24 protein-coding genes and 1 pseudogene are annotated in these 24,293 nt (G+C 71.1%); 14 read left to right on the forward strand and 11 right to left on the reverse strand.

Annotated elements, in window-relative coordinates:
• Window positions 1–231 precede the first annotated feature (231 nt).
• From NRK68_RS24810 to NRK68_RS24830, 5 genes and pseudogenes are all read left to right on the forward strand, one after another.
• Window positions 232–744, forward strand: coding sequence for a hypothetical protein (locus NRK68_RS24810; protein ID WP_257856761.1), 513 nt, complete (start codon window positions 232–234; stop codon window positions 742–744).
• Window positions 671–1,291 (forward strand): RNA polymerase sigma factor, encoded by a 621-nt coding sequence (locus NRK68_RS24815; protein WP_257856762.1) that lies wholly within the window; start codon window positions 671–673, stop codon window positions 1,289–1,291. The genes NRK68_RS24810 and NRK68_RS24815 overlap by 74 nt, the downstream gene beginning before the upstream one ends.
• 82 nt (window positions 1,292–1,373) lie before the next feature.
• Window positions 1,374–1,889, forward strand: a pseudogene (locus NRK68_RS24820) (DNA-processing protein DprA); the annotation flags it as partial.
• A 209-nt stretch (window positions 1,890–2,098) separates the two neighbouring features.
• Window positions 2,099–2,935, forward strand: a complete 837-nt coding sequence (gene whiG, locus NRK68_RS24825; RefSeq protein WP_183068634.1) for an RNA polymerase sigma factor WhiG — start codon at window positions 2,099–2,101, stop codon at window positions 2,933–2,935.
• Between the two features lie 70 nt (window positions 2,936–3,005).
• Complete coding sequence (locus NRK68_RS24830; protein WP_183068699.1) at window positions 3,006–3,545, forward strand: TetR/AcrR family transcriptional regulator; 540 nt, start codon at window positions 3,006–3,008, stop codon at window positions 3,543–3,545.
• On the opposite strand, the gene NRK68_RS24835 is transcribed toward NRK68_RS24830, so the two are convergent.
• Complete coding sequence (locus NRK68_RS24835) at window positions 3,499–4,098, reverse strand: M23 family metallopeptidase (protein ID WP_183068635.1); 600 nt, start codon at window positions 4,096–4,098, stop codon at window positions 3,499–3,501. The two genes, NRK68_RS24830 and NRK68_RS24835, sit on opposite strands and share 47 nt — an antisense overlap.
• Window positions 4,099–4,349: 251 nt before the next feature.
• Between NRK68_RS24835 and rpsB the strand changes: the two genes are divergently transcribed.
• The 9 genes from rpsB to NRK68_RS24880 all read left to right on the forward strand — a co-directional run bounded on the left by rpsB (window position 4,350) and on the right by NRK68_RS24880 (window position 14,222).
• Entirely contained in the window at window positions 4,350–5,216 is an 867-nt protein-coding gene (gene rpsB / locus NRK68_RS24840; protein ID WP_183068636.1) for a 30S ribosomal protein S2, read from the forward strand.
• Between the two features lie 135 nt (window positions 5,217–5,351).
• Window positions 5,352–6,188 (forward strand): translation elongation factor Ts, encoded by an 837-nt coding sequence (tsf, locus tag NRK68_RS24845; protein WP_030650996.1) that lies wholly within the window; start codon window positions 5,352–5,354, stop codon window positions 6,186–6,188.
• Window positions 6,189–6,350: 162 nt separating this feature from the next.
• Window positions 6,351–7,130: a UMP kinase gene (gene pyrH / locus NRK68_RS24850; RefSeq protein WP_037928730.1), complete on the forward strand. Its 780-nt coding sequence runs from the start codon at window positions 6,351–6,353 to the stop codon at window positions 7,128–7,130.
• An 82-nt stretch (window positions 7,131–7,212) separates the two neighbouring features.
• Window positions 7,213–7,770, forward strand: coding sequence for a ribosome recycling factor (gene frr, locus NRK68_RS24855; RefSeq protein WP_030028670.1), 558 nt, complete (start codon window positions 7,213–7,215; stop codon window positions 7,768–7,770).
• Window positions 7,770–8,846, forward strand: coding sequence for a phosphatidate cytidylyltransferase (locus NRK68_RS24860; RefSeq protein WP_183068637.1), 1,077 nt, complete (start codon window positions 7,770–7,772; stop codon window positions 8,844–8,846). The genes frr and NRK68_RS24860 overlap by 1 nt, the downstream gene beginning before the upstream one ends.
• Before the next feature lie 133 nt (window positions 8,847–8,979).
• Complete coding sequence (rlmN, locus tag NRK68_RS24865) at window positions 8,980–10,095, forward strand: dual-specificity RNA methyltransferase RlmN (protein ID WP_183068638.1); 1,116 nt, start codon at window positions 8,980–8,982, stop codon at window positions 10,093–10,095.
• Window positions 10,096–10,348: 253 nt separating this feature from the next.
• Window positions 10,349–11,449, forward strand: coding sequence for a thiamine ABC transporter substrate-binding protein (locus tag NRK68_RS24870; protein ID WP_257856763.1), 1,101 nt, complete (start codon window positions 10,349–10,351; stop codon window positions 11,447–11,449).
• A 113-nt stretch (window positions 11,450–11,562) separates the two neighbouring features.
• On the forward strand, window positions 11,563–13,179 hold the full coding sequence (locus NRK68_RS24875; protein ID WP_257857921.1) for an ABC transporter permease: 1,617 nt from the start codon (window positions 11,563–11,565) through the stop codon (window positions 13,177–13,179).
• Entirely contained in the window at window positions 13,179–14,222 is a 1,044-nt protein-coding gene (locus tag NRK68_RS24880) for an ABC transporter ATP-binding protein (protein ID WP_183068640.1), read from the forward strand. Before NRK68_RS24875 ends, NRK68_RS24880 begins: the two co-directional genes overlap by 1 nt.
• A gap of 192 nt (window positions 14,223–14,414) precedes the next feature.
• On the opposite strand, the gene NRK68_RS24885 is transcribed toward NRK68_RS24880, so the two are convergent.
• From NRK68_RS24885 to NRK68_RS24930, 10 genes are all read right to left on the reverse strand, one after another.
• Window positions 14,415–15,671, reverse strand: coding sequence for a cytochrome P450 (locus tag NRK68_RS24885; RefSeq protein ID WP_257856764.1), 1,257 nt, complete (start codon window positions 15,669–15,671; stop codon window positions 14,415–14,417).
• A 39-nt stretch (window positions 15,672–15,710) separates the two neighbouring features.
• Window positions 15,711–17,114: an NAD(P)/FAD-dependent oxidoreductase gene (locus NRK68_RS24890; protein ID WP_257856765.1), complete on the reverse strand. Its 1,404-nt coding sequence runs from the start codon at window positions 17,112–17,114 to the stop codon at window positions 15,711–15,713.
• Window positions 17,111–17,368: a ferredoxin gene (locus tag NRK68_RS24895; RefSeq protein ID WP_183068642.1), complete on the reverse strand. Its 258-nt coding sequence runs from the start codon at window positions 17,366–17,368 to the stop codon at window positions 17,111–17,113. Before NRK68_RS24895 ends, NRK68_RS24890 begins: the two co-directional genes overlap by 4 nt.
• A 134-nt stretch (window positions 17,369–17,502) precedes the next feature.
• Complete coding sequence (locus tag NRK68_RS24900) at window positions 17,503–18,138, reverse strand: hypothetical protein (protein WP_257856766.1); 636 nt, start codon at window positions 18,136–18,138, stop codon at window positions 17,503–17,505.
• 113 nt (window positions 18,139–18,251) lie between these two features.
• Window positions 18,252–19,157, reverse strand: a complete 906-nt coding sequence (locus NRK68_RS24905; RefSeq protein ID WP_183068644.1) for a DMT family protein — start codon at window positions 19,155–19,157, stop codon at window positions 18,252–18,254.
• Between the two features lie 81 nt (window positions 19,158–19,238).
• The gene (locus tag NRK68_RS24910) at window positions 19,239–20,330 is read right to left on the reverse strand and encodes an LOG family protein (RefSeq protein WP_183068645.1); all 1,092 of its coding nucleotides are present in this window, start codon (window positions 20,328–20,330) and stop codon (window positions 19,239–19,241) included.
• A gap of 26 nt (window positions 20,331–20,356) precedes the next feature.
• Window positions 20,357–21,427, reverse strand: a complete 1,071-nt coding sequence (locus tag NRK68_RS24915; protein ID WP_257856767.1) for a hypothetical protein — start codon at window positions 21,425–21,427, stop codon at window positions 20,357–20,359.
• Window positions 21,409–22,164, reverse strand: a complete 756-nt coding sequence (locus NRK68_RS24920) for an ABC transporter ATP-binding protein (RefSeq protein WP_183068647.1) — start codon at window positions 22,162–22,164, stop codon at window positions 21,409–21,411. The genes NRK68_RS24915 and NRK68_RS24920 overlap by 19 nt, the downstream gene beginning before the upstream one ends.
• Before the next feature lie 185 nt (window positions 22,165–22,349).
• On the reverse strand, window positions 22,350–23,729 hold the full coding sequence (locus NRK68_RS24925; protein WP_257856768.1) for an aspartate aminotransferase family protein: 1,380 nt from the start codon (window positions 23,727–23,729) through the stop codon (window positions 22,350–22,352).
• Window positions 23,714–24,217, reverse strand: a complete 504-nt coding sequence (locus NRK68_RS24930) for an Lrp/AsnC family transcriptional regulator (protein ID WP_030651035.1) — start codon at window positions 24,215–24,217, stop codon at window positions 23,714–23,716. Before NRK68_RS24930 ends, NRK68_RS24925 begins: the two co-directional genes overlap by 16 nt.
• Window positions 24,218–24,293 lie beyond the last annotated feature (76 nt).

Consider the following 24,293-nt stretch of genomic DNA (forward strand, 5'->3'; position numbering starts at 1 on the left):
CGGGCAAAGAGTTACCAACAGTCGGCCAGTCGGCCAGCCCATACCGAACGGTCACGCCTCGTCGCAAGTAGACGCAGGCGTATTTTTGCTACCCGCATCACAGAGGGTGGTCAGGCGTCTCCTTTGCGTATTGCCCTTAATGGGGCCTTCCGGAGACTCTGGTCGGTGATCTCGAGGACCTGCCCGGACCTCAACTGGGATCACTCCACTACTCAAACCTCTGGGAAGAACATGAGCTCGGAAAGCAACAGCCCCGCCGCTGCGGTGGGGCTCGTCAGCCGCTTCAAGCGGTGGGGACTCGCCTCGGTCGTCGTGACGACCGAGGCGGTTCAGCACTTCGTCGAGCCCGGCGCCGGCTGGGGAGCCGACACGGAACGTGTCCAGACGTGGGCCATCTGGGCCCTCGGGATCCAGCTCGTCGTGACGGGCTTCATCGCCGTGAAGCAGAAGCTCGAGACCGTCGAAGGCTTCGAGTTCCGCCTGGTGCGGAACTCGCAGCGCGATGAGTACACGCGAACGGAGACCCGGCAGCGGCACTCCGGCGGCCAGGACCGGCAGCCGCCCGTCCGTGACAACCGGCCCCCCACCCGCAGCCCCGGTCAGGGCCGTCCGGCGGCCGGACCCCAGGCCGAGCGCGGCACGCGCCGGAACCAGCGCGACCGCGGCCAGAGTGGCCAGCGTCGACGTGACGACGGGGAGCGAGGCGCGCGCCAGCCCGAGCGGGAAACCCATGAGGGTGCCTGACCAGCCAGATGCCCGCGAGCCCCGCGACCGTCACCGGTCGTGGGGCCACGGCTTCGAGGAGTTCTACGCTGACCGCTTCAAGGACGTGGTCATTCACCTCTTGAGGCTGGGGACCTCGGAAAGCGACGCACACGACATCGCCCAGGACCTCTTCATCTCGTTCGGTCACAAGTGGGATCACGTGAAGGAGCGGGCATACAGCAACCGCGCCTACGTTCTTGCGTCCGCCCGTAACCTCCGGATCGACTACTACCGCAAGGCGCGGAACGTCCGCGAGGTTCCGGTCGGCCACGACGTGCTGGACCAGGTCAGTCCTCCAGTAACAGAGCTGGGCGCCGACGACCTCTACAACGGCCTGCAGGAGGTCCTCCGGAAGCATCTTTCCGATCAGCAGTGTCGTGCTGTCCTTCTCATGGCCTCCGGCATGAAGCACTCAGAGATCGCCACGGTGATGGGGCTCTCCATGGGGACGGTCGCGTCCCACATCGCCATCGCGCGGAAGAAACTCGATCGCGTTGGGGCAGTCGCACTGCTCGCCGGCAGTTAGGCGTGACCGGAGGCAAGGCGCGGGTCAAGCACCCACGCCGCCTCCCCTCACCTGGCCGGTCCTTCTTGACTTAGTGCAGAGAAGGTTCGTCCTGCGCAACCGGGTCATCGCGGCCCTCACCCGCGGCACCGTCGTGGTGGAGGCCGCCCACCGCAGCGGTTCCCTGGTGACCGCCCGGCGGGCGCAGCGGCTCGGGCGGTTCACGATGGGTGTCCCGGGGCCCGCCACCAGCGGGCTCTCGGCCGGCGTGCACGAACTGCTGAGGGGCGAGGCCGTGCTGGTCACCGATGCCGCGGAGGTGGTCGAACTCGTCGGTTCCATGGGGGAGCTGGCGCCCGAGCGGCGCGGCCCGGTGCTCGCCCGCGACCTCCTGGACCCGGAGACCGCCCGCGTGCTCGAAGCCCTCCCGGCCGGACGCCCGGCCACCGCGGCCGAGGTGGCACTCGCCGCAGGCACCGGCACCGATGAAGTCATCGGCAGACTGTACGAACTTCACTCTCTGGGGTTCGTCGAACGGCAGGGCGACGGCTGGCGGTTGGGCGGAGATCCGGCTGGAGAGGGCACACAAACCCGGCCCACCCGGCGAGGCGGTCGTTGACCTGGGGACTTCCGGTGAAAGAGTGAAACCGATGAGAGACGCGGTCTTCCTGGTGACAGTCGCCGGGACCGTGCGCCAGGCGCCGGTCCCGGGTCGCCCGCGCGAGCCTGGGCGCCCCTCGGGCCCCGCGCCATCCCGTACTCTTCGCGCACCGCGACACTTCCGTCACGCTACGCTCCCAAGGAATCCGGCTCCGGCAAAGGCGACGCATGCCCCAGCACACCTCAGGGTCCGACCGCGCTGCGGTGCCCCCCGCTGCCCGCGGCAGCGTGCGGTCCACCGCGCCCTCGTCCCTGGAGGGGCTGTGGCGCTCGTACAAGGACTCGGGTGACGAACGGCTGCGGGAGCAGCTGATCCTGCACTACTCACCCCTGGTCAAGTACGTGGCCGGCCGTGTCAGCGTGGGCCTGCCGCCCAACGTGGAGCAGGCGGACTTCGTCTCCTCCGGGGTCTTCGGGCTCATCGACGCGATCGAGAAGTTCGACATCGACCGGTCGATCAAGTTCGAGACGTACGCGATCACCCGGATCCGCGGGGCGATGATCGACGAACTGCGGGCGCTGGACTGGATCCCCCGCTCGGTCCGGCAGAAGGCGCGGGCCGTGGAGCGGGCCTACGCCACGCTGGAGGCCCAGCTGCGGCGCACCCCGACGGAGACCGAGGTCGCCGGGGAGATGGGAATCGGTGTGGAGGACCTCCACACCGTCTTCAGCCAGTTGTCGCTCGCGAACGTGGTCGCCCTGGAGGAGCTGCTGCACGTCGGCGGGGAGGGTGGCGACCGCCTCTCGCTGATGGACACGCTGGAGGACACCGCCGCCGACAACCCGGTGGAGGTGGCGGAGGACCGCGAACTGCGGCGGCTGCTCGCGCGGGCCATCAACACCCTGCCCGAGCGGGAGAAGACCGTGGTCACCCTCTACTACTACGAGGGCCTCACCCTGGCCGAGATCGGCAACGTGCTGGGCGTCACCGAGAGCCGGGTCAGCCAGATCCACACCAAGTCCGTGCTGCAACTGCGCGCAAAGTTGGCAGATGTCGGGCGGTGAGCTTGCGCTGCCTCCGTAGAGTGGACGTGTGCCCAGGATTCGAGCGGCCTCCGTGGCCGAGCACCGGTCGATGCAGCGCGGCGCCCTCTTGGACGCCGCGCGCTCCCTGCTGTCCGAAGGCGGGACGGAAGCGCTGACCTTCCCCGCCCTGGCGGAGCGGACCGGACTCGCCCGGTCCTCCGTGTACGAGTACTTCCGCTCCCGCGCGGCCGTGGTCGAAGAGCTGTGCGCCGTGGACTTCCCCGTGTGGGCCGCCGAGATCGAGGCGGCGATGGAGCGGGCCGATTCGCCCGAGGCGAAGGTCGAGGCCTACGTGCGCAGCCAGCTGGGCCTGGTGGGCGACCGGCGGCACCGGGCGGTCGTGGCGATCTCCGCCGGCGAGCTGGACGCCGGAGCGCGCGAGAAGATCCGCGCCGCGCACGGCGGACTGATCGCGATGATCGTCGACGCGCTGGCCGCCCTCGGACAGGAGCAGCCGCGGCTGGCCGCGATGCTGCTCCAGGGGGTCGTGGACGCCGCCGTGCGCCGCATCGAGCTCGGCGCGGCGGAGGACCCCGAGGTCATCACGGAGACGGCCCTGGCCATCGCCCTGCGGGGGGTCCGGGGCTGAGCCCCGCATCCCCGCCCGCCGCAGCCCCCTCCGGCGCGCCGGCCGGGCCGGGATCCGGCAGCAGGCGCGGGGTCGGCCGCGCCAGGAGCGTCAGCGGATTCAGGTACGCCTCACCCGCCAGCAGGCCCCAGTGCAGACACGGCCCCGGACAGTGGGACCCCTCCGTGAGCACCGCCACCACCTGGCCCGCCGAGACCTCCTCGCCCTCCGTGACCAGCGGCCGGACCGGTTCGTAGGTGGTGCGCAGGCCGTTCGGCAGGGCGAGGGAGAGGACCCCGCGCCCCGCGACCTGCCCGGCGTGGTGGACCCGGCCGGCGGCGACCGCCCGCAGCTCCGCGCCCACCGGGGCGGCCAGGTCCACCCCGCGGTGGCCGGCCGCGTACGGCGTCGGCGGCGGATCCCACCAGCGCGCCACCGACAGCGGCGCGGGGAGCGGACGGACCGCGGGCAGGGCCGGCCGGGACGGGAGGGACGGGAGGGACGGGAGGGGCGGCTGGGCGGCGAGGGCCGCCTGGGACAGGGCCAGCAGCAGGCTGAGCAGCAGTGTCGTCATGCACCGAAGGGTCCCGCGCACCCCCGCCGCGGCGGGCCGGCCTGTGGACGGACCGGGCGCTGTGGACAACGGCGTCACCCGGCATACCGCCGGGTCCCGTACACTTCTTGTGGCGATCCGGGTCACCGGGTCGACTTCGCACGCCCCGGCACCAGCCCGAAACGGCCAGGTGACAGCGTCTCTCGGTCCTCTCATGGGGGCAGGGCGCGGTGGGGCGTCAGGAACCAAACCGAGAAACCAAGGAGATGGCCATGGCCGTCGTCACGATGCGGGAGCTGCTGGAAAGCGGCGTCCACTTCGGTCACCAGACCCGCCGCTGGAACCCGAAGATGAAGCGCTTCATCTTCACGGAGCGCAACGGCATCTACATCATCGACCTGCTGCAGTCGCTGTCGTACATCGACCGCGCCTACGAGTTCGTGAAGGAGACCGTCGCGCACGGTGGCTCCATCATGTTCGTCGGTACCAAGAAGCAGGCCCAGGAGGCCATCGCCGAGCAGGCGACGCGCGTTGGTATGCCGTACGTCAACCAGCGCTGGCTGGGTGGCATGCTCACCAACTTCTCCACCGTCTACAAGCGCCTCCAGCGTCTGAAGGAGCTTGAGGCGATCGACTTCGAGGACGTCGCCGCCTCGGGTCTCACCAAGAAGGAGCTCCTGGTCCTCTCCCGCGAGAAGGCCAAGCTGGAGAAGACCCTCGGTGGTATCCGCGAGATGTCGAAGGTTCCCAGCGCCGTCTGGATCGTCGACACCAAGAAGGAGCACATCGCCGTCGGTGAGGCGCGCAAGCTGCACATCCCGGTCGTCGCGATCCTCGACACCAACTGCGACCCCGACGAGGTCGACTACAAGATCCCGGGCAACGACGACGCGATCCGTTCCGTCACCCTGCTCACCCGCGTGATCGCCGACGCCGTCGCCGAGGGCCTCATCGCCCGCTCCGGCGCTGCGACCGGTGACTCGAAGCCGGGCGAGAAGGCCGCCGCCGAGCCGCTCGCCGAGTGGGAGCGCGACCTGCTCGAGGGTGACAAGAAGGCCGACGAGGCCGCCCCGGCCGCCGCCGAGGCCCCCGCCGCCGAGGCCCCGGCCGCCGAGGCCCCGGCCGCCGAGCAGGCCTGACCCACTGAGAGCGCCCGGCGTTGACGCGCCGGGCACTCGCAGCACGGACGATGACGGCGGGGGAGCCGCGCCACAAGCGCGGCGCCTCCGCCGTTCACCCGTAGATCTACGACTTCGAGAGAGAATCACAGACTCATGGCGAACTACACCGCCGCTGACGTCAAGAAGCTCCGCGAGCTCACCGGCGCCGGCATGCTGGACTGCAAGAACGCGCTCGTGGACGCCGACGGTGACGTCGACAAGGCCCAGGAAGCCCTCCGCATCAAGGGTCAGAAGGGCGTCGCCAAGCGCGAGGGCCGTTCTGCCGAGAACGGTGCCGTCGTCTCCCTCATCGCCGACGACAACACCTCCGGTGTCATCGTCGAGCTGAAGTGCGAGACCGACTTCGTCGCCAAGGGCGAGAAGTTCCTGGCCGTCGCCAACGAGCTGGCCGCGCACGTCGCCGCCACCTCCCCGGCCGACATCGAGGCGCTGCTCGCGTCCGAGATCAAGCCCGGTCAGACCGTCACCGCCTTCGTCGACGAGGCCAACGCCAACCTCGGCGAGAAGATCGTCCTGGACCGCTTCGCGCAGTTCACCGGCGGCTACGTGACCGCGTACATGCACCGCACGATGCCCGACCTGCCGTTCCAGATCGGCGTCCTGGTCGAGCTCGACAAGGAGAACGCCGAGGTCGCCCGCGGCGTCGCGCAGCACATCGCCGCGTTCGCCCCGCAGTGGCTGTCCGCCGAGGACGTCCCGGCCGAGAAGGTCGAGTCCGAGCGCCGCATCGCCGAAGAGGTCACCCGCGCGGAGGGCAAGCCCGAGGCTGCCATCGCGAAGATCGTCGAGGGTCGCGTCAACGGCTTCTTCAAGGACGCCACGCTGCTCGGCCAGGCCTACGCCCTGGACAACAAGAAGTCCGTCCAGAAGGTTCTGGACGAGGCCGGTGTCACCCTGAAGCGCTTCACCCGCATCAAGGTCGGCATCTGAGTCCGTCCGTACGCGACGGACACCGGACCCCGGTAGGGTCTGAGGCAGTCGTCCGCGCTTGCGCGAGGCGACCGCAGATCTGACGAGGAGGCCATTGCCGTAGAGGGAACCGCGAGGACCCACCGGCAATGGCCTTCTTCGTATGTGCACGAGGAGATCTCCATGAATCAGGGCGTGGACCCCCACACCGCATCCGACGACAAGAGCGACCAGTTCAAGAAGGGCCGCCGCTTCATGCTGAAGCTGTCGGGCGAGGCCTTCTCCGGTGGCGGAGGACTGGGCGTCGACCCCGACGTCGTCCACGCCATCGCGCGAGAGATCGCCGCGGTGGTCCGCGACGGCGCGGAGATCGCCGTCGTGATCGGCGGCGGCAACTTCTTCCGCGGCGCCGAGCTCCAGCAGCGCGGCATGGACCGGGCACGGTCCGACTACATGGGCATGCTCGGCACGGTCATGAACTGCCTCGCCCTCCAGGACTTCCTGGAGAAGGAGGGCATCGACTCCCGCGTGCAGACGGCCATCACCATGGGCCAGGTCGCGGAGCCGTACATCCCGCTGCGCGCCGTGCGCCACCTGGAGAAGGGCCGTGTCGTCATCTTCGGCGCCGGCATGGGCATGCCCTACTTCTCCACCGACACCACGGCCGCCCAGCGCGCCCTGGAGATCGACGCCGAGGCGCTCCTCATGGGCAAGAACGGTGTCGACGGGGTCTACGACTCCGACCCGAAGAAGAACCCGGACGCGGTGAAGTTCGACGCGCTGGAGTACGGCGAGGTGCTCTCGCGCGACCTCAAGGTCGCCGACGCCACGGCGATCACCCTCTGCCGTGACAACAAACTGCCGATCCTCGTCTTCGAGCTGCTCGCCGAGGGCAATATCGCCCGCGCCGTCAAGGGTGAGAAGATCGGCACGCTGGTCAGCGACGAGGAAACCCGGGCCTGAGCAGTTCGCTGCCGGTCCGGGCGGCCCGGACCGGCCCGCCCGCCCGCCTGAACCATCCATTCAAGACATGCAGGAGCACGTGGTGATCGAAGAAATCCTCCTCGAGGCCGAGGAGAAGATGGAGAAGGCCGTCGTCGTCGCGAAGGAGGACTTCGCCGCGATCCGCACCGGCCGTGCGCACCCGGCGATGTTCAACAAGATCGTCGCCGACTACTACGGCGCCATCACGCCCATCAACCAGCTCGCCTCCTTCGCGGTCCCCGAGCCGCGCATGGCCATCGTGACGCCGTTCGACGCGTCCGCGCTGCGCAACATCGAGCAGGCCATCCGCGACTCCGACCTCGGTGTCAACCCGAGCAACGACGGCCGCATCATCCGCGTGACCTTCCCCGAGCTGACCGGGGAGCGCCGCAAGGAGTACATCAAGGTCGCCAAGAACAAGGCCGAGGACTCCAAGGTCTCCATCCGCTCCGTCCGCCGCAAGGCCAAGGACGCCCTCGACAAGCTCGTCAAGGACAAGGAGGCGGGCGAGGACGAGGTCCGTCGCGCGGAGAAGGAGCTCGACGACACCACCGCGAAGTACGTCGCGCAGGTGGACGAGCTCCTCAAGCACAAGGAAGCCGAGCTCCTCGAAGTCTGATGAACGACTCTTCCTGGCAGCCGGAGCCGGTTCCGGCGGGTCCCGCATACGATGCGCAGGTGGGCCCGCACACTCGGCCCATGCCCATCGTGCCCGATGCCGCCGGCCGTGACTTCGACGACCGGGAAGCACGCGATCGGGGGGCCGCCTCGCACGGCGGCTCCCCCTTCCGCGCCGATACGCCGCCGCAGGAGCCCATGCCCAGCCCCCCGCCTCCGCATGCCGAGCACCCGCAGGACTCCTCCCCCCCGCCGCAGAAGAAGCGCGCGGGGCGGGACCTGCGCGCCGCGATAGGGGTCGGCGTCGGTCTCGGCGCGGTGATCTTCGCCTCGCTCCTGATCGTCAAGGCGGTCTTCGTCGGCGTCGTCGTCGTCGCGGTCGTCGTCGGCCTGTGGGAGCTCACCTCCCGGCTGCAGGAGAAGAAGGGCATCAAGGCCCCTCTGGTCCCGCTCGCGGTCGGTGGCGCGGCCATGGTCATCGCCGGATACGTCCGGGGGGCCGAGGGCGCCTGGGTGGCCATGGCGCTGACCGTGCTGGCTGTCCTGGTGTGGCGGATGACCGAGCCGCCCGAGGACTACCTCAAGGACGTCACGGCGGGTGCCTTCGCGGCGTTCTACGTGCCCTTCCTGGCCACCTTCGTCGCGATGCTGCTCACCCCCGACGACGGGCCGCAGCGCGTGATCACCTTCCTGCTCCTGACCGTGGTCAGCGACACCGGGGCCTACGCGGTCGGCTGGCGCTTCGGGAAGACCAAGCTCGCGCCGCGCATCAGCCCCGGCAAGACCCGTGAGGGCCTCTTCGGCGCGGTGGCCTTCGCCATGGTCGCCGGCGCGCTCTGCATGGAGTTCCTGATCGACGGCGGCGCCTGGTGGCAGGGCCTGATCCTCGGCCTCGCGGTCGCGGTCAGCGCCACCCTGGGCGACCTGGGCGAGTCCATGATCAAGCGGGACCTCGGTATCAAGGACATGGGCACCCTGCTGCCGGGCCACGGCGGCATCATGGACCGGCTGGACTCGCTGCTGCCCACCGCTCCGGTGGTGTGGCTGCTGCTGGCGGCATTCGTCGGCACCGGCTGACCGGTCCCGGTCGGGTTATCCTGGAGGGCGCGCCGCGTGTACGCGGCGCGCCCTTTCCGTCCAGCGGCTTCAGCCGCGGACCGGCCCTGCACGCGCGGGGTGACCCCCACCTCGTCGTACTGAGGAGTACCGCATGGCCCCCCGTCCCGCTCCGGGTGAGCTCACCTTCGTCGCTCCCCGCGGGGCCAAGAAGCCGCCCCGGCACCTCGCCGACATGACCCCGGCCGAGCGCCGCGAAGCGGTCGCCGCGATCGGTGAGAAGCCCTTCCGGGCCAAGCAGCTCTCCCAGCACTACTTCGCCCGCTACGCGCACGACCCGGCCGAGTGGACGGACATCCCCGCGGGCTCCCGCGAGAAGCTCCAGCAGGAGCTCCTGCCGGACCTGATGAACGTCATCCGGCACATCAGCTGCGACGACGACACCACCCGCAAGACCCTGTGGAAGCTGCACGACGGCACGCTGGTCGAGTCCGTGCTGATGCGCTACCCCGACCGGGTCACCATGTGCATCTCCTCGCAGGCCGGCTGCGGCATGAACTGCCCGTTCTGCGCCACCGGCCAGGCGGGCCTCGACCGCAACCTCTCCACCGCCGAGATCGTGCACCAGATCGTCGACGGCATGCGCGCCCTGCGCGACGGCGAGGTCCCCGGCGGTCCGGCACGGCTGTCGAACATCGTCTTCATGGGCATGGGCGAGCCGCTCGCCAACTACAACCGCGTCGTCGGCGCCATCCGTAGGCTCACCGACCCGGAGCCCGACGGCCTGGGCCTGTCCCAGCGCGGCATCACCGTCTCCACGGTCGGCCTGGTCCCGGCCATGCTGCGCTTCGCCGACGAGGGCTTCAAGTGCCGCCTCGCCGTCTCGCTGCACGCGCCGGACGACGAGCTGCGCGACACCCTGGTCCCGGTGAACACCCGCTGGAAGGTCCGCGAGGTCCTCGATGCCGCCTGGGAGTACGCCGAGAAGTCCAGCCGGCGGATCTCCATCGAGTACGCCCTGATCCGCGACATCAACGACCAGGCCTGGCGCGGCGACCTCCTGGGCCGGCTGCTCAAGGGCAAGCGCGTCCACGTCAACCTGATCCCGCTGAACCCGACGCCCGGCTCGAAGTGGACCGCCTCGCGGCCCGAGGACGAGAAGGCCTTCGTCGAGGCGATCGCCCGCCACGGTGTGCCCGTCACCGTACGTGACACCCGCGGCCAGGAGATCGACGGCGCGTGCGGCCAGCTGGCCGCCTCGGAGCGCTAAATTCCGCTTCTGTTCGAGGTGAATCGGCCACGGGGTACCCTGTGGCCGAACCAATTGCATATTCCGACAGGGGAGCGCCACAGCGCTGAGAGTGCGGTATCCGTCATCCGCAGACCCTCTGAACCTCGCCCCGGTCATTCGGGGTAGGAAGTTCGGTCACCACTCAAGCTGTTGCGCCCTGCCCGGCGTCCGCTCGCACAGAGCGCCGGGCAGGGCCGCGTCTTCTCCTGGTCATCCCAGGAGGAATTCACCAGTGAGCACCACCAGGAAGATCGCGGGCGCCGCGCTCGCGGCCGCGCTGGGCGTCACCACACTCAGCGCCTGCGGCGGCGGCGACGCCAAGGACAAGACCGCCGGCGCGAGCGACGCCCCGAAGTCCAAGACCGTCACGCTCGTCTCCCACGACTCCTTCAACGTGACCGAAGCGGTCCTCAAGGAGTTCGAGCAGCAGAGCGGCTACACCGTCAAGGTGCTGAAGTCCGGTGACGCGGGCGCCGCCCTGAACCAGGAGATCCTCACCAAGGGCTCCCCGCGCGGCGACGTCTTCTTCGGCGTGGACAACACCCTGCTCTCGCGCGCCCTCGACAACGGCATCTTCACCCCCTACGAGGCCAAGGGCCTGGGCGGCGTGAAGCCCGAGTACGTGCTCGACAAGGAGCACCGGGTCACCCCGGTCGACTCCGGCGACATCTGCGTCAACTACGACAAGGCCTACTTCGCCGACAAGAAGATCGCCCCGCCGCAGACGCTGGACGACCTGGTCAAGCCCGAGTACAAGAACCTGCTGGTGGTCGAGAACGCCGCGACCTCCTCTCCCGGCCTCGGCTTCATGCTCGCCTCCGTCGGCAAGTACGGCGAGGAGGGCTGGAAGGACTACTGGAGCAAGCTGAAGGCCAACGGCGTCGAGGTCGTCGACGGCTGGGAGCAGGCCTACAACGAGCGCTTCTCCGGCTCCGCGGGCGGCAAGAAGGCCAAGGGCGACCGCCCGCTGGTCGTCTCCTACGCCTCCAGCCCGCCGGTCGAGGTCCTCTACGGCGAGCCGCAGCCGGCCGAGGCCCCCACGGGCGTCTCCACCGGCACCTGCTTCCGCCAGGTCGAGTTCGCGGGCCTTCTGAAGGGCGCGAAGAACGAGGAGGGCGGCAAGGCCCTCGTGGACTTCCTGATCAGCAAGAAGTTCCAGGAGGACATGCCCCTCCAGATGTTCGTGAACCCCGTGACCAAGGACGCCGCGCTGCCGGAGCTGTTCACCAAGCACGGAGTGGTGGTCGAGAAGCCCGAGAACGTCGCGCCGGAGACCATCGCCAAGAACCGTGAGCAGTGGGTCAAGGCATGGACCGCGCTCGTCGTGAAGTAAGCGGTACGAAGGAGCCGGGCGCGGCGTCGCACGACGCCGCCCCGGTCCCCGGACCGGGCAGGACGCCCGGACAGGGCGAGAGCGGGCGCGCCACCGCCGTCCGCCTCGCCCTGATGGCCGTCCCCCTGGCCTTCTTCGGGCTGTTCTTCGCCTACCCCGTCACCGCGATCGTCGGCCGCGGCCTCAAGACCGACACCGGCTGGCAGTTCGGCAGGTTCGGCGAGGTGCTGGCCCGGCCCGACATCGCCGACGTGCTGTGGTTCACCACCTGGCAGGCGCTCGCCTCCACCGTGCTCACGCTGCTGATCGCGCTCCCCGGCGCCTACGTCTTCGCGCGTTTGGAGTTTCCCGGCAAGCAGCTGCTGCGGGCCGTGGTGACCGTGCCCTTCGTGCTCCCGACCGTGGTCGTCGGCACCGCTTTCCTCGCCCTGCTCGGGCGCGGCGGACTGCTGGACGAACGGGCCGGCGTCCGGCTGGACACCACCGTCTGGGCGATCCTGCTGGCCCACGTCTTCTTCAACTACGCCGTCATCGTCCGCACGGTCGGCGGGCTGTGGGCCCAGCTCGACCCGCGCCAGGAGGAAGCCGCGCGGGTGCTGGGCGCCGGCCGGTTCGCCGCCTGGCGGCGGGTGACGCTGCCCGCCCTGGCCCCGGCCGTCGCCGCGGCCTCCCTGATGGTGTTCCTCTTCACCTTCAGCTCCTTCGGCGTCGTACTGATCCTGGGCGGACCGGCCTACTCCACCCTGGAGGTGGCGGTCTACCGGCAGACCGCGCAGCTCCTGGACCTGTCCACGGCCGCGGTGCTGACCATGGTGCAGTTCGCCGCGATAGGCGCGATCCTCGCCCTGCACGCCTGGACCGTCCGCCGGCGCGAGACCGCACTGCGCCTCGTCGACCCGGGCCGCACCACGCACCGGGCGCGCGGCTGGGCGCAGCGCACCCTGCTGGGCGCGGTCCTGCTGACCATCGGGCTGCTGATCGTGGCACCGCTGGCCGTGCTCGTCGAGCGGTCCTTCGACGCCCCCGGCGGCTACGGCCTCGGCTTCTACCGGGCCCTGCAGGTCACCGGCGCCGGCGGCGGGACCTTCCTGGTGCCGCCTGTGGAGGCGATCTGGAACTCCCTGCAGTACGCGCTCGCCGCCACCGCGATCGCCCTGCTCATCGGGGGACTCGCGGCCGCGGCGCTGACCCGGCGCGGGGGCCGCTTCGTCCGCGGCTTCGACGCGATGCTGATGCTCCCGCTGGGGGTGTCCGCCGTGACGGTCGGCTTCGGCTTCCTGATCACCCTGGACGAGCCGCCGCTGGACCTGCGGACCTCGTGGATCCTGGTGCCGCTGGCCCAGGCCCTGGTGGGTGTGCCCTTCGTCGTACGGACCATGCTGCCGGTGCTGCGCGCCGTGGACGGGCGGCTGCGGGAGGCGGCCGCCGTGCTCGGCGCGTCACCGCTGCGCGCCTGGCGGGAGGTGGACCTGCCGCTGGTGCGGCGGGCGCTGCTGATCGCGGCCGGGTTCGCCTTCGCCGTGTCGCTCGGCGAGTTCGGCGCGACCGTCTTCATCGCGCGGCCGGACCGGCCGACGCTCCCGGTGGCCGTGGCGCGGCTGCTGGGGCGGGCCGGCGAGCTGAACTACGGGCAGGCGATGGCCCTGAGCACGATCCTGATGCTGGTGTGCGCGGTGTCCCTGCTGCTGCTGGAGCGACTGCGGCCCGACAAGACCTCCGGAGAGTTCTGATGACACTGCTTCAACTGGAAGGGGTGTCGGTCCGCTTCGGCGAGCGCGCGGTCGTCGACTCCGTCGACCTGGCGGTGGCCGAACACGAGACCGTCTGCGTCCTGGGCCCGAGCGGCAGCGGCAAGTCCACGCTGCTGCGGGTCGTCGCAGGGCTCCAGCAGGTGTCCGGCGGGCGGGTGCTGCTGGACGGGGCCGACCAGGCCGCCGTCCCCGTGCACCGGCGGGGCGTGGGCCTGATGTTCCAGGACCACCAGCTCTTCCCGCACCGCGACGTCGGCGCGAACGTCTCCTTCGGGCTCCGGATGCGCGGCGGCGGCCGCGGCCGCGGGAGCCGCTCGTACGCCGACCGGGTCGCCGAGCTCCTCGAACTGGTCGGGCTCCCCGGGGCGCAGGGCCGCGCCGTGGCCTCCCTGTCCGGGGGCGAGCAGCAGCGGGTGGCGCTGGCCCGGGCGCTGGCGCCCTCCCCGCGGCTGCTGATGCTCGACGAACCGCTCGGACAGCTGGACCGCGGGCTGCGGGAGCGGCTCGTCGTCGAACTGCGCGGGCTGTTCTCACGGCTGGGGACCACGGTCCTGGCCGTCACGCACGACCAGGGGGAGGCCTTTGCACTGGCCGACCGGGTCGTGGTGATGCGCGACGGCCGGATCGCGCAGGCCGGGACCCCGCTGGAGGTGTGGCAGAAGCCCGCCTCGGAGTTCGTGGCGCGCTTCCTCGGCTTCGAGAACGTGGTCCCGGCGACCGTGGCGGGCCCGGCCGCAGCCACCGCCTGGGGCAGAGTCCCGGTCCCCGCCGGCTCCCCCGAGGGGGAGCAGCGGCTGCTGGTCCGCCCGGCGGGAGTCGTGCTCTGCGAGGCCGGCCTGCCGTGCGAGGTGGTGTCCCGGACCTTCCGCGGTACCCACGTCGCCCTGCTCCTGCGCCCCGAGAACGGCCCGGCGCTGGAGGCCGAATGCGGGCTGGCGGGGGCTCCGGCCGTCGGCGAGAAGGTCGCCGTGACCTTCAGCCCCGCCGAGGTCGTGGTCCTGCCGCCGGAGGCGAAGCCCTAGGGGGTGTCCGGCGGATCAGGGCCGGGCCCGGGTCGTCCGGCACCGCGGCCTGCTGCGTTGTCGTCGGTCGCCGACGCTCCGCGTGGGCTCCCTCCTCCGCCTTGCATTCCTTCCCCTCGGCCCTGCGGGCCTGGGGAGACCCCATGGCACCGGACGACCCGGGCTGTCCGACCCTGATCCGCCGGACGCCCCCTAGGCAGCCTTCGGCAGGACACCGTCGCAGGCGATCGGCAGGTGCCGGGGGCCGCGCAGCACCGCGTTCTGACGGTACGGCGGCGGGTCCTCCAGCAGTCGGGGGTTCACCAGCCGGCGGGCCAGCTCGCTCAGCGCCAGCTGCGCCTCCTGCCGGGCCAGCGGCGCCCCGAAGCAGCTGTGGATACCGCTGCCGAGCCCGAGGTGCTGGATGTCCTTGCGGTCCGGGTCGAAGCGGTCCGGGTTCTCGAACCGCTTCGGGTCGCGGTTCCCGGAGGCCAGGACCAGCCACAGCGAGGCGCCCTTGGGGATGGCGACCCCCGCGACCTCGATGTCGGAGAGCGTGGTGCGCTGCGGCAGCAGCTGCACGGGCGGCTCGTAGCGCAGCAGCTCCTCCACGATCGGGACGGACAGGCCCGGCTCCTCGCGCAGCCGCTGCAGGACGTCCGGGTGACGCAGCAGGGTCAGCATGCCGTTGGTGATGAGGTTGACCGTGGTCTCGTGGCCCGCGATCAGCAGCAGCGCGGAGGTGCTCAGCGCCTCCATGGTGGTCATCGCCCCGTCCGGGCCGTCCGCGGTGGCCAGCTGGGACAGCATGTCGTCACCGGGGTTCTTGCGCCGCTCCTCGATCAGCCCGGCCAGGTACATGCCCAGCTCCATACGGGCGTCCGTGGTGCCCTTGCCACGCTGGGCGGGATCCGCGTCCGGGTCGGGGTCCAGGCTGGCGGCGAGGGTCTCCGCCCAGACGTGGAAGCGCGGTTCGTCCTCGTGGGGCACCCCGAGCAGCCGGCAGATCACCGTGACCGGGAACGGGTACGCGAACTGGTCGACCAGGTCGACCCGGTCGAGGTCTGCGGAGGTGGCGATGCCGTCGATGAGCCCGTCGACCAGCCCGTGGAGCTCGTCGCGCATGTCGTGCACCCGGTGCGGGGTGTGCGGCGGCCCGAACGGCCGGTTCGTCATGCGCCGCAGACGGTCGTGGTCCGGCGGGTCGAGCTTGAGGAAGGAGGGCGGCAGGGCCGTCCCCTCGTCGTCGGCGGACTCGCCCAGCGGATCGTCGCCGGTCGCCTTCAGATTGCGCGAGTCGGAGCTGATCCGGGGGTCGTGCAGCAGGCTGTGGATCTCGTAGTACGTGCTCACGACGTACGGGCCGGTCCCGTCGTGGGACACCGGGGTCTTGCGGAGCTCCTCGTACAGCGGGTACGGATTGGCCCGGTTCGCGTAGTCGATGATCTCCCGCAGGAGGGCTTGTGTCATGACGGGTCCTCGTGATCCTCGGGGGCGGTCGCGGCGCGGTCAGCGCCCGGGGGTGAAGGTCATCTTCCGGTCGGCCGGCGAGTAGCCGCTGAGGGTGATGGTCGGGCCGTGGGTCGGCACCGAGGGGTCGGGGAAGTCCGCCGGCACCGGCTTGTTCCCCTCCGGCCTGCGGTCCACCGTGGAGAACGGCGGCGGGAACGGCGCGGTGCTCTCGATCTGGTGCTCGTAGAACGGCAGCCACCGGCAGTTGTCGAAGGTCACCGCCGCGATCACCCGCCCCTGGTAGCCGTAGACGGCCGCGAACCGGCGCTCGGACAGCGAGCCCTGCGTGACGATGATCTCGGTCCCCATCGGCGGCACCCCGACCGACTTGATGTTCACGCCGAACTGAGAGGACCAGAAGGCCGGCACCCACAGGTGGGGGCGGCGGTCCGCGCTCTCGCTGAGCATGTTGTGCGCCGCGGTGTCGGCCTGTGCGACGGCGTTGCCCCAGTGCTCCAGGGACAGGAACTGGTAGCCGAACAGGGCGTGCGGGGAGCGGGCCACGTCACCCGCCACGAAGATGTCGTCGGTGACGATGCCCCGGACGTCGAAGGCCCGGCAGCCCGCGTCGCAGGCGATCCCCCGGGGCCCGGCGCCCAGTCCGGAGCCGGCGAGCCACTCGGTGTTGCGCTGCGCGCCGAGGGAGACCACCACCACGTCGGCCTCCACGCTGGAGCCGTCGGAGAGCTGGGCGGCCCGGACCCGGCCGGCCGGATCGCCCTCCAGGGCGGTGACCATGACGCCGGTGCGCAGGTCGACCTCGTGCTCCCGGTGCATCTCGGCCGCGACCCGGCCGATCACTGCGCCGAGCGCGCCGACCAGCGGGGCCTCGCCCCGTTCGGCGACGGTCACGTTCAGGCCGCGTTCCCGGCAGGCGGAGGCGATCTCGGACCCGGTGAACCCGGCTCCGATGACGAGCACGCGGCGGGGACCGGCGGCGAGGGCGCGTTGCAGTCCTTCGCCGTCGTCGCGGGTGCGCAGGACGAAGACCCCTTCGAGCTCGGCCTCCTCCGGGTTGGGCCAGGGCCGGGCACGGACGCCGGTGGCGATCAGCAGCCGGTCGTACTCGACCTCGTCGCCGTTGCCGAGCCGGACCCTGCGGGCGGCCATGTCCAGACCCGTCGCGGGGACCCCGAGGCGCCAGTCGGCGTCGATCGCCCGGCGGCGGGGGAGCGCCGTGTGGTCCGCCACCGCGTTGCCGAGCAGGACCTGCTTGGACAGCGGGGGCCGGTCGTACGGCTCGTAGGGTTCGTCGCCGATCATCGTCAGCGAACCGGTGAACCCCTTGTCGCGCATGGTCTCGGCGGCCCGCAGACCCGCGAGCGAAGCGCCGACGACGACGATGCGGCCTTCGCGCTTGAGCTGCTCCAGGGCCCCGTCGCGGGTGCGTTCACCGGTCACCGGGTGCCTCCGGAACCGGCCCCGGCCCCGGCGCCCTGGGACACCACGTCCGCCATGTCCTCGTCGGTGAGTTCGAGGAGGATCGCGCCGACGGGACAGGCTGCCACGGCGCGGACGACGTTCTCGCGCTGCTCGGCAGCCGCCTCCGGGTTGTAGAGGAGCGACTCGTCGCCGTGCATGGCGAAGACGTCGGGAGCGAGGAAAGCGCACTGGGCGTATCCCTGGCAGCGGTTGAGGTCGACGACAAGCCTCATGACGGATCCGCCTTTCCCTCGGCTGTTGATCCCCGTCGCCCCCCGGGTACCCCCGGTTCCTCCCCTGTCCACCAGCATGCACGCGCCGCCCGGAGGCCGCCTGCCGGAGCATGGACCGCCAGGTCAGGAGGGGTTCAGGGCGGGCCTGAGCGGTCCGCGGGCCCCGCCCTGCGCCGGACCCGCAGGATGTAGAGGCTGATCACCAGGGCCCATGCCGGGAACAGCAGCTCGGACCAGGGCACGCCGGCGCCCACCACGATCAGGATCAGGCCGACGAGGGTGCCCAGCATGGCCAGCGGCCGCGGGAAGACGCCGAGCGTCCGCCCGATCATCGAGGTCGCGAGGACGAAGACCGCGGCCATGCGCATCGCGTACGTCGCGAGCAGGGTGTAGGCGTAGTGGCGGCCGAAGTCGGAGGGCGTCTGCTCGTTCAGCACGGTGCCGGCCGCCGCGGCGGCCCCGAACAGGGTGGCCACGAAGACGAAGCCGCTGCCGAGGAACACGGTGGCGATGAACCGGTCCTCGGCCTCCCCGGTGTGCGCGCGCAGGGCGCCCATGAACCAGAGGAAGAAGATCCCGGCGAAGGGCACGATCTGCAGGGCCAGCTGGACCGCCCACCGGCGGTCCTGGTCGATGGTCGCGTCGGCGGCCTCACCGGCGGGGACGGAGATCCGCATCAGGACGATCGCCGCACCGAGCAGCAGGGCGAAGGCGACTCCGGCCATACCGGCGGCGCGGGGTGTCTTCAGCCGATCGGTCGTGGGCTCCATGGCCCCTCGCTCTCTCCCCCGGTCCAGCAAGCGACAGCCGTCGCCGCGTCACCAGCGGGGGACGGCCGACCGGGTGAGGGAGCCGGTACGCCCCGGCCCGGCCGGCCGGGCCGTCAGCCGACCGGCTCGGGTACCGGCGCGGGTGCTTCCTCCTCCGCGCCCTCGTGCTTGCCGTACCAGGCGACCGCCACCGCGCCGGTCACCGCCATGACGAAACCGACGACCGCCAGCCAGGCCAGTCCCGGGCGGGACGCGTCGCCGAGCCAGAGCACGCCGATCGCGCCGGGGAGCACCGTCTCGCCGACGACGAGGGCCGCGGTGGCACCGTTGACCGAGCCGATCTGCAGGGCGACGGTGTGCAGGTACATCCCGCCGAAGCCGGCCAGCAGGATGGCGTAGAGGGCCGGGTCGGTGAGCAGGGTGCCGAGGTCGAACGGGTCGACGCCGTCCAGGATCCGCACGCCGACGCCGAGCGCGCCGAAGCCCAGACCGGACAGCAGACCCGCCAGGATCGCGGCCCCGCCGCCGAGGAGGCGGACGGCCACGGTGCCGCCGACCATCAGCAGCGCGGTGATCCCCAGCAGCCACCAGTGGGTGGACATCGGAGCGTGGTGGCCGCCCTCGTGGCCGGCCGCCGTCGCCAGCAGGACGAGCGCGGTGCAGACGACACCGATGGAGGCCCATTCCTTGCGGGTCAGCCTGATGCCGAGCATCTTCACACTCAGCACGGCCGTGATCACCAGGTTGGCGCTGATGACCGTCTGGGAGAGGAAGAGGGGAAGGAGGCGGGCGGCCAGGGCACCGAGCCCGAAGCCGACGAAGTCCAGGATCGTGCCGACGATGAACTCCCACGTCATCGCCGCCTTCGCGGTGGACGCCAGGTTCGGGCCGCCGTGGGCGGTCACCCCGGCCGCAGCCGGGGACATCCGGGCGGCGCGGCGCGATCCGACGGCTTGCAGCACGGATCCCGTGCCGTAGCAGATGGATGCCGCGACAGCGGTCAGCAGGCCTATGAGCACCGATGGGCTCCGTTCACGTCTGGCAGGTTTTGCGGTACCTCTGCCAGACGTGGGAATCGGCCCGGAAGTTGCCTCCGGAGCTCAGCTCATCGAAGCGAGCACGCCGGGGACCTCGTCCACCGCGTCGACGAGCGCGATCCGCGACTCCATCGCCCGGCCCCGGGCCAGCGCCCTGAGCAGGGGCCAGGCCGGGAGGTGCTCGGTCCAGTGGGTGCGGCCGACCAGGACCATCGGCGCGGGCTCGCCCCGGGATCCGTAGTAGTTGGGCGTCGCGTTGTCGAATATCTCCTGGACGGTGCCGGCCGCGCCGGGCAGGTACACCACGCCCGCGGTGGACCGGGCCAGGAGCCCGTCCTCCCGGATGGCGTTGGCGAAGTACTTCGCGATGTGCGCGGCGAAGGCGTTCGGCGGTTCGTGACCGTAGAACCAGGTGGGGATGCCGACGGAGTCCCCGCCGCCGGGCCAGCGGTCCCGTACGGCGAAGGCCGCGCGCGCCCAGTCGGACACCGACGGCTCGAAGGACGGGGCCTTGGCCAGCAGTTCCAGGGCCTCGGCGAGGGCCTCGTCGGGGGCGGGCGCCAGGTAGGCGCCGAGGTTGGCTGCCTCCATCGCGCCGGGGCCGCCGCCCGTGGCCACGGTCAGCCCCGACCGGGTCAGGACCCGGCCGAGTTCCGCCGCACCGCGGTAGTCCGCGCTGCCCCGGGACATGGCGTGGCCGCCCATCACGCCCACCACGCGGGCCGTGGCGAGGTGCTCGTCGAGGGCGTCGGAGATCGCGTCGTCGTGGACGGAGCGCAGCATCGACGAGAAGACGTCGCGGTCGGCCCCGGTCTCCCGGAACCAGGCGTACGTCTCGGCGTCCGGGGTGGCCTCGTAGCCGCCGGACAGCCCCTCGAAGAGCTCCTCCGGCGTGTAGAGCAGCCCCCGGTAGGGGTTGAAGGGCAGGTCGGGGACGGGCGGGAAGACCAGCGCGCCGTCCGCCCGCACCTTCGCCGAGGCATCGGGCTCCATCGCGCAGCCCAGGAAGACGGCCGCCGAGGTGTCGGCGGCCAGCAGGGCGAAGGTCCGCTCCAGCAGGTTGACCGACTGGATCCGGTAGCCGCTGAGTGAGCCGCGTGCCACGACCTGGTCGAATTCGGCGAGCGTCTCGATCTCGATGTCTGCGTTGACCATTCGGCCCACCCTAAGGGCTGGGCACCTCAGCGGGTCAGCGCCAGCGACGTCAGCTGTGCCACACCCCAGCTGAGCGGTACGCACACGGCCACGAGCGCGGTGGCCCGCAGACCCGCCGCCGTACGCAGGACCTTTGCGGGAGCGGCCAGATCGAGCATCGCCCCGCGGCCGGCGGCCCCGGTGCGGCGGCTCTCCATGGCGGATGTGAGAAGGGTCGCGGCGGCGCACAGGGCCACGAGGGCGGCGGCCGGCCAGGCCAGCGGACCGAGCGGTACGTGCAGCCCGCCCCGGTCGCGCAGGGCCAGTGCGGTCAGGGCCCCGGCGGCGACGGAGCACAGCACGCCCAGCGACGGCCCGATCCGGGAGGCCTGCGCCTGCAGGGACCGTCCGGCCAGCAGCCGCAGGGCGCCCGGGCGCACGGCCTGGACCAGGGTCCCGCAGGCGTAGGCCAGGCCCGGTCCGGCGAGGGCGAGCCCGACGGCGGTCAGCGTCCAGCCGGCGAGGACGCCGCCGCCCCGGCCGGCGTAGGCCTCGGTGGCGAGCCCGCAGGCGGTCAGCGAGATCCCCCAGGGCAGGGCGGTCTGCGGAGCCAGCGGCCGGTGCGGTCGCAGCGCGAGGACGGTGGCGGCCGACGCGGTCAGCGGTACGAGGGCCAGCAGGGTCAGGGCGGCCGCCACGGGCAGCGGCTGCTCGGCGTGGAGCAGCCGGGCGCCGGAGCCGTCGAACGGCAGGCCGGAGAGGTCCCCGCGCAGGTGGAGGAAGACCGCCAGGGCCAGGGCGCTGCCCAGGGTGCAGGCGACGGCCGTGGAGATCGCGGCGACCAGGGCCAGGCGTACGGGTCCCAGCCCGGCGGCGTCCAGCCCCTCGCGGGGGCGGGTCGCGGGGTCGGCGCGGGCGACGGCGACGGCGAGGTGGACCGTCGCGGCCAGCGGGACCAGTGCCCACAGCAGGCGAGGGAACGATCCGGCGGGCCGGGCCACGGCTCCGGCGAGTACGTACAGCAGCAGGAACCCGGTCCCGGCCGAGGCGGCGGCGACGAGCAGCCGCCGCATCTGGACGAGGGGCCGGGAGCCGCGGCCTAGGCGGAGAGCGAGCACGCGGCCTGGCCCTCCGGGGTGTCGGGGAGCGGGGAGACGGCGCCGGTCCCCGCGAGCCGGCCGTCGACGAGGGTCAGGTGGCGGTCCGCGACGGCCGCGGTGGCCTCGTCGTCGGTGGCCAGCAGCACGGTGATCTCGTGCGAGCGGGCCGCGGTGGTCAGCGTCCGCAGCAGCAGGGCCCGGTCGGCCCGGTGCAGCGGGGCCGTGGGCTCGTCGGCGTAGATCACCGAGGGGACGGTGACCAGGGCCCGGGCCAGGGCGACGCGCTGGCACTCGGCGCGGGTCAGGGACGCGGGGCGCTTGCGGGCGAAGGAGCCGATGTCGAGGCGGTCGAGCCATTCGCAGGCGGTGTGCTTGGCGGCGCGGTGGGAGGCGCCGGCGAGGAGCAGTGGCAGCGCGGCGTTCTCCCAGGCCTTCAGCTCGGGCAGGAGCTGCGGTTCGGGGCCGATCCAGCCGAAGCGGTCGCGGCGCAGCCGCTCGCGGGACAGGTCGCCCATGGTGTGCACGGGGACGCTGTTGAACCAGACCTCGCCCTCGGTGGGGCGCAGCTGCCCCGACAGGCAGCGGAGCAGAGTGGTCTTGCCGCTGCCGCGGGGCCCGGTCAGGGCCAGGATCTCGCCCTGGCGGACTCCGAGGGAGACGTCGACGAGGGCGGGGGCACCGTCGTGCGCGTAGTGAAGGGACCGTGCCCAGAGCACGTCGTTGTCCGGCGGGGCATTCTCCGGTGGGACCACCATGGCGTACACCTCCGTCCGAGGGAACGAAACGGAGCCCTTCCGGTCACTGGCGCCGCACTGAGATGTAAAGAGATGAACCGCTTGGATGCCGACAGCACACGGCCCGGACCCCCGCGTTCTCACTCGAACGGAGGATCCGGGCCGTGTGTTCGGACGATTGCTGCCTCGGACTGTTTACAGCCCGGTCACAGCTTGGTCCACGCCTCGGTGAGCACGGAGCGCAGGATGCCCTCGATCTCGTCGAAGGTGCCCTGGTCCGCGGTCAGCGGCGGGGCGAGCTGGATGACCGGGTCACCGCGGTCGTCGGCCCGGCAGTACAGGCCGTTCTCGAAGAGCGCCTTGGAGAGGAAGCCGTAGAGCACGCGCTCGGTCTCCTCGTCCGTGAAGGACTCCTTGGTGACCTTGTCCTTGACGAGCTCGATGCCGTAGAAGTAGCCGTTTCCGCGGACGTCGCCGACGATCGGCAGGTCGTGGAGCTTCTGCAGCGTCTGGAGGAAGGCGCTCTCGTTGTCCAGCACGTGCTGGTTGAGGCCCTCCTTGTCGAAGATGTCGAGGTTGGCGAGGGCCACCGCGGAGGACACGGGGTGTCCGCCGAAGGTGTAGCCGTGCAGGAAGGTGTTGTCGCCCTTGTAGAACGGCTCCGCGATGCGGTCCGAGACGATGCAGGCGCCGATCGGGGAGTAGCCCGAGGTCATGCCCTTGGCGCAGGTGATCATGTCCGGCACGTAGCCGAACTTGTCACAGGCGAACATCGTGCCGAGGCGGCCGAAGGCGCAGATCGTCTCGTCGGAGACGAGGAGCACGTCGTACTCGTCGCAGATCTCGCGGACCCGCTGGAAATAGCCGGGCGGCGGCGGGAAGCAGCCACCGGCGTTCTGCACGGGCTCCAGGAAGACGGCGGCGACGGTGTCGGCGCCCTCGAAGAGGATCTGCTGCTCGATCTGGTCGGCGCACCAGCGGCCGAAGGCCTCGGGGTCGTCGCCGTAGATCGGGGCGCGGTAGATGTTGGTGTTCGGCACCTTGTGCGCACCGGGCACCAGCGGCTCGAAGGGAGCCTTGAGGGCCGGCAGGCCCGTGATGGACAGGGCGCCCTGCGGGGTGCCGTGGTAGGCGACCGCACGCGAGATGACCTTGTACTTCGTGGGCTTGCCCTGCAGCTTGTAGAACTGCTTGGCGAGCTTCCAGGCGGTCTCGACGGCCTCGCCGCCGCCGGTGGTGAAGAAGACCTTGTTCAGGTCGCCCGGGGCGTAGTTCGCCAGGCGCTCGGCGAGCTCCACGGCCATCGGGTGGGCGTAGGACCAGACAGGGAAGAAGGCCAGCTCCTGCGCCTGCTTGTAGGCGACCTCGGCCAGTTCCTTGCGGCCGTGACCGGCGTTGACCACGAACAGGCCGGCGAGACCGTCGAGGTAGCGCTTGCCCTTGTCGTCGAAGATGTACGTGCCCTCACCGCGGACGATGGTGGGGACGGGGGAGTTCTCGTAGGACGACATGCGGGTGAAGTGCATCCACAAGTGGTCGTACGCGGTCTTGGAGAGGTCCTGGGTCACGATTATCGGGTTCCCCACATGTAGGTCTGCTTCTTCAGCTTCAGGTAAACGAAGCTTTCGGTAGATCGCACGCCGGGGAGCGTGCGGATCTTCTTGTTGATCGTTTCCAGCAGGTGGTCGTCGTCCTCGCAGACGATTTCCACCATCAGGTCGAACGAGCCGGCGGTCATCACCACGTACTCGCACTCGGCCATCGCGGTCAGTGCGTCCGCCACCGGGTCGAGGTCGCCCTCGACGTTGATGCCGACCATGGCCTGACGGCGCAGGCCCACGGTGAGCGGGTCGGTGACGGCGACGATCTGCATGACGCCCTGGTCGAGCAGCTTCTGCACGCGTTGGCGCACAGCCGCCTCCGACAGGCCGACGGCCTTGCCGATCGATGCATAGGGACGGCGACCGTCCTCCTGCAGTTGCTCGATGATCGCCAGGGACACAGCATCGACCGAAGGGGACGGTTGTCTGTTCCTGGAATCTGCGCTTCGACTGACCACGAGCCCACTGTGCACGAGGAGTCGTCTGTTCCGCAAGACGGAATCAATGAAATCCGTTGTTTGGCGACTCGGATCTCACTGATTTCGTAGG

The organism is Streptomyces yangpuensis (assembly GCF_024666385.1).
GTDB lineage: Bacteria > Actinomycetota > Actinomycetes > Streptomycetales > Streptomycetaceae > Streptomyces > Streptomyces yangpuensis.

Bases quoted from the DNA above. Each gene is read 5' to 3' on its own strand.
- NRK68_RS24900 (WP_257856766.1), bottom strand. From the start codon at position 18,138: ATGGAGCCCACGACCGATCGGCTGAAGACACCCCGCGCCGCCGGTATG.
- NRK68_RS24810 (WP_257856761.1), top strand. From the start codon at position 232: ATGAGCTCGGAAAGCAACAGCCCCGCCGCTGCGGTGGGGCTCGTCAGC.
- rpsB (WP_183068636.1), top strand. From the start codon at position 4,350: ATGGCCGTCGTCACGATGCGGGAGCTGCTGGAAAGCGGCGTCCACTTC.
- NRK68_RS24880 (WP_183068640.1), top strand. From the start codon at position 13,179: ATGACACTGCTTCAACTGGAAGGGGTGTCGGTCCGCTTCGGCGAGCGC.
- NRK68_RS24910 (WP_183068645.1), bottom strand. From the start codon at position 20,330: ATGGTCAACGCAGACATCGAGATCGAGACGCTCGCCGAATTCGACCAG.
- NRK68_RS24875 (WP_257857921.1), top strand. From the start codon at position 11,563: ATGGCCGTCCCCCTGGCCTTCTTCGGGCTGTTCTTCGCCTACCCCGTC.
- pyrH (WP_037928730.1), top strand. From the start codon at position 6,351: ATGAATCAGGGCGTGGACCCCCACACCGCATCCGACGACAAGAGCGAC.
- NRK68_RS24835 (WP_183068635.1), bottom strand. From the start codon at position 4,098: ATGACGACACTGCTGCTCAGCCTGCTGCTGGCCCTGTCCCAGGCGGCC.
- NRK68_RS24885 (WP_257856764.1), bottom strand. From the start codon at position 15,671: ATGACACAAGCCCTCCTGCGGGAGATCATCGACTACGCGAACCGGGCC.
- whiG (WP_183068634.1), top strand. From the start codon at position 2,099: ATGCCCCAGCACACCTCAGGGTCCGACCGCGCTGCGGTGCCCCCCGCT.
- NRK68_RS24920 (WP_183068647.1), bottom strand. From the start codon at position 22,164: ATGGTGGTCCCACCGGAGAATGCCCCGCCGGACAACGACGTGCTCTGG.
- rlmN (WP_183068638.1), top strand. From the start codon at position 8,980: ATGGCCCCCCGTCCCGCTCCGGGTGAGCTCACCTTCGTCGCTCCCCGC.
- NRK68_RS24895 (WP_183068642.1), bottom strand. From the start codon at position 17,368: ATGAGGCTTGTCGTCGACCTCAACCGCTGCCAGGGATACGCCCAGTGC.
- NRK68_RS24830 (WP_183068699.1), top strand. From the start codon at position 3,006: ATGCAGCGCGGCGCCCTCTTGGACGCCGCGCGCTCCCTGCTGTCCGAA.
- NRK68_RS24860 (WP_183068637.1), top strand. From the start codon at position 7,770: ATGAACGACTCTTCCTGGCAGCCGGAGCCGGTTCCGGCGGGTCCCGCA.
- tsf (WP_030650996.1), top strand. From the start codon at position 5,352: ATGGCGAACTACACCGCCGCTGACGTCAAGAAGCTCCGCGAGCTCACC.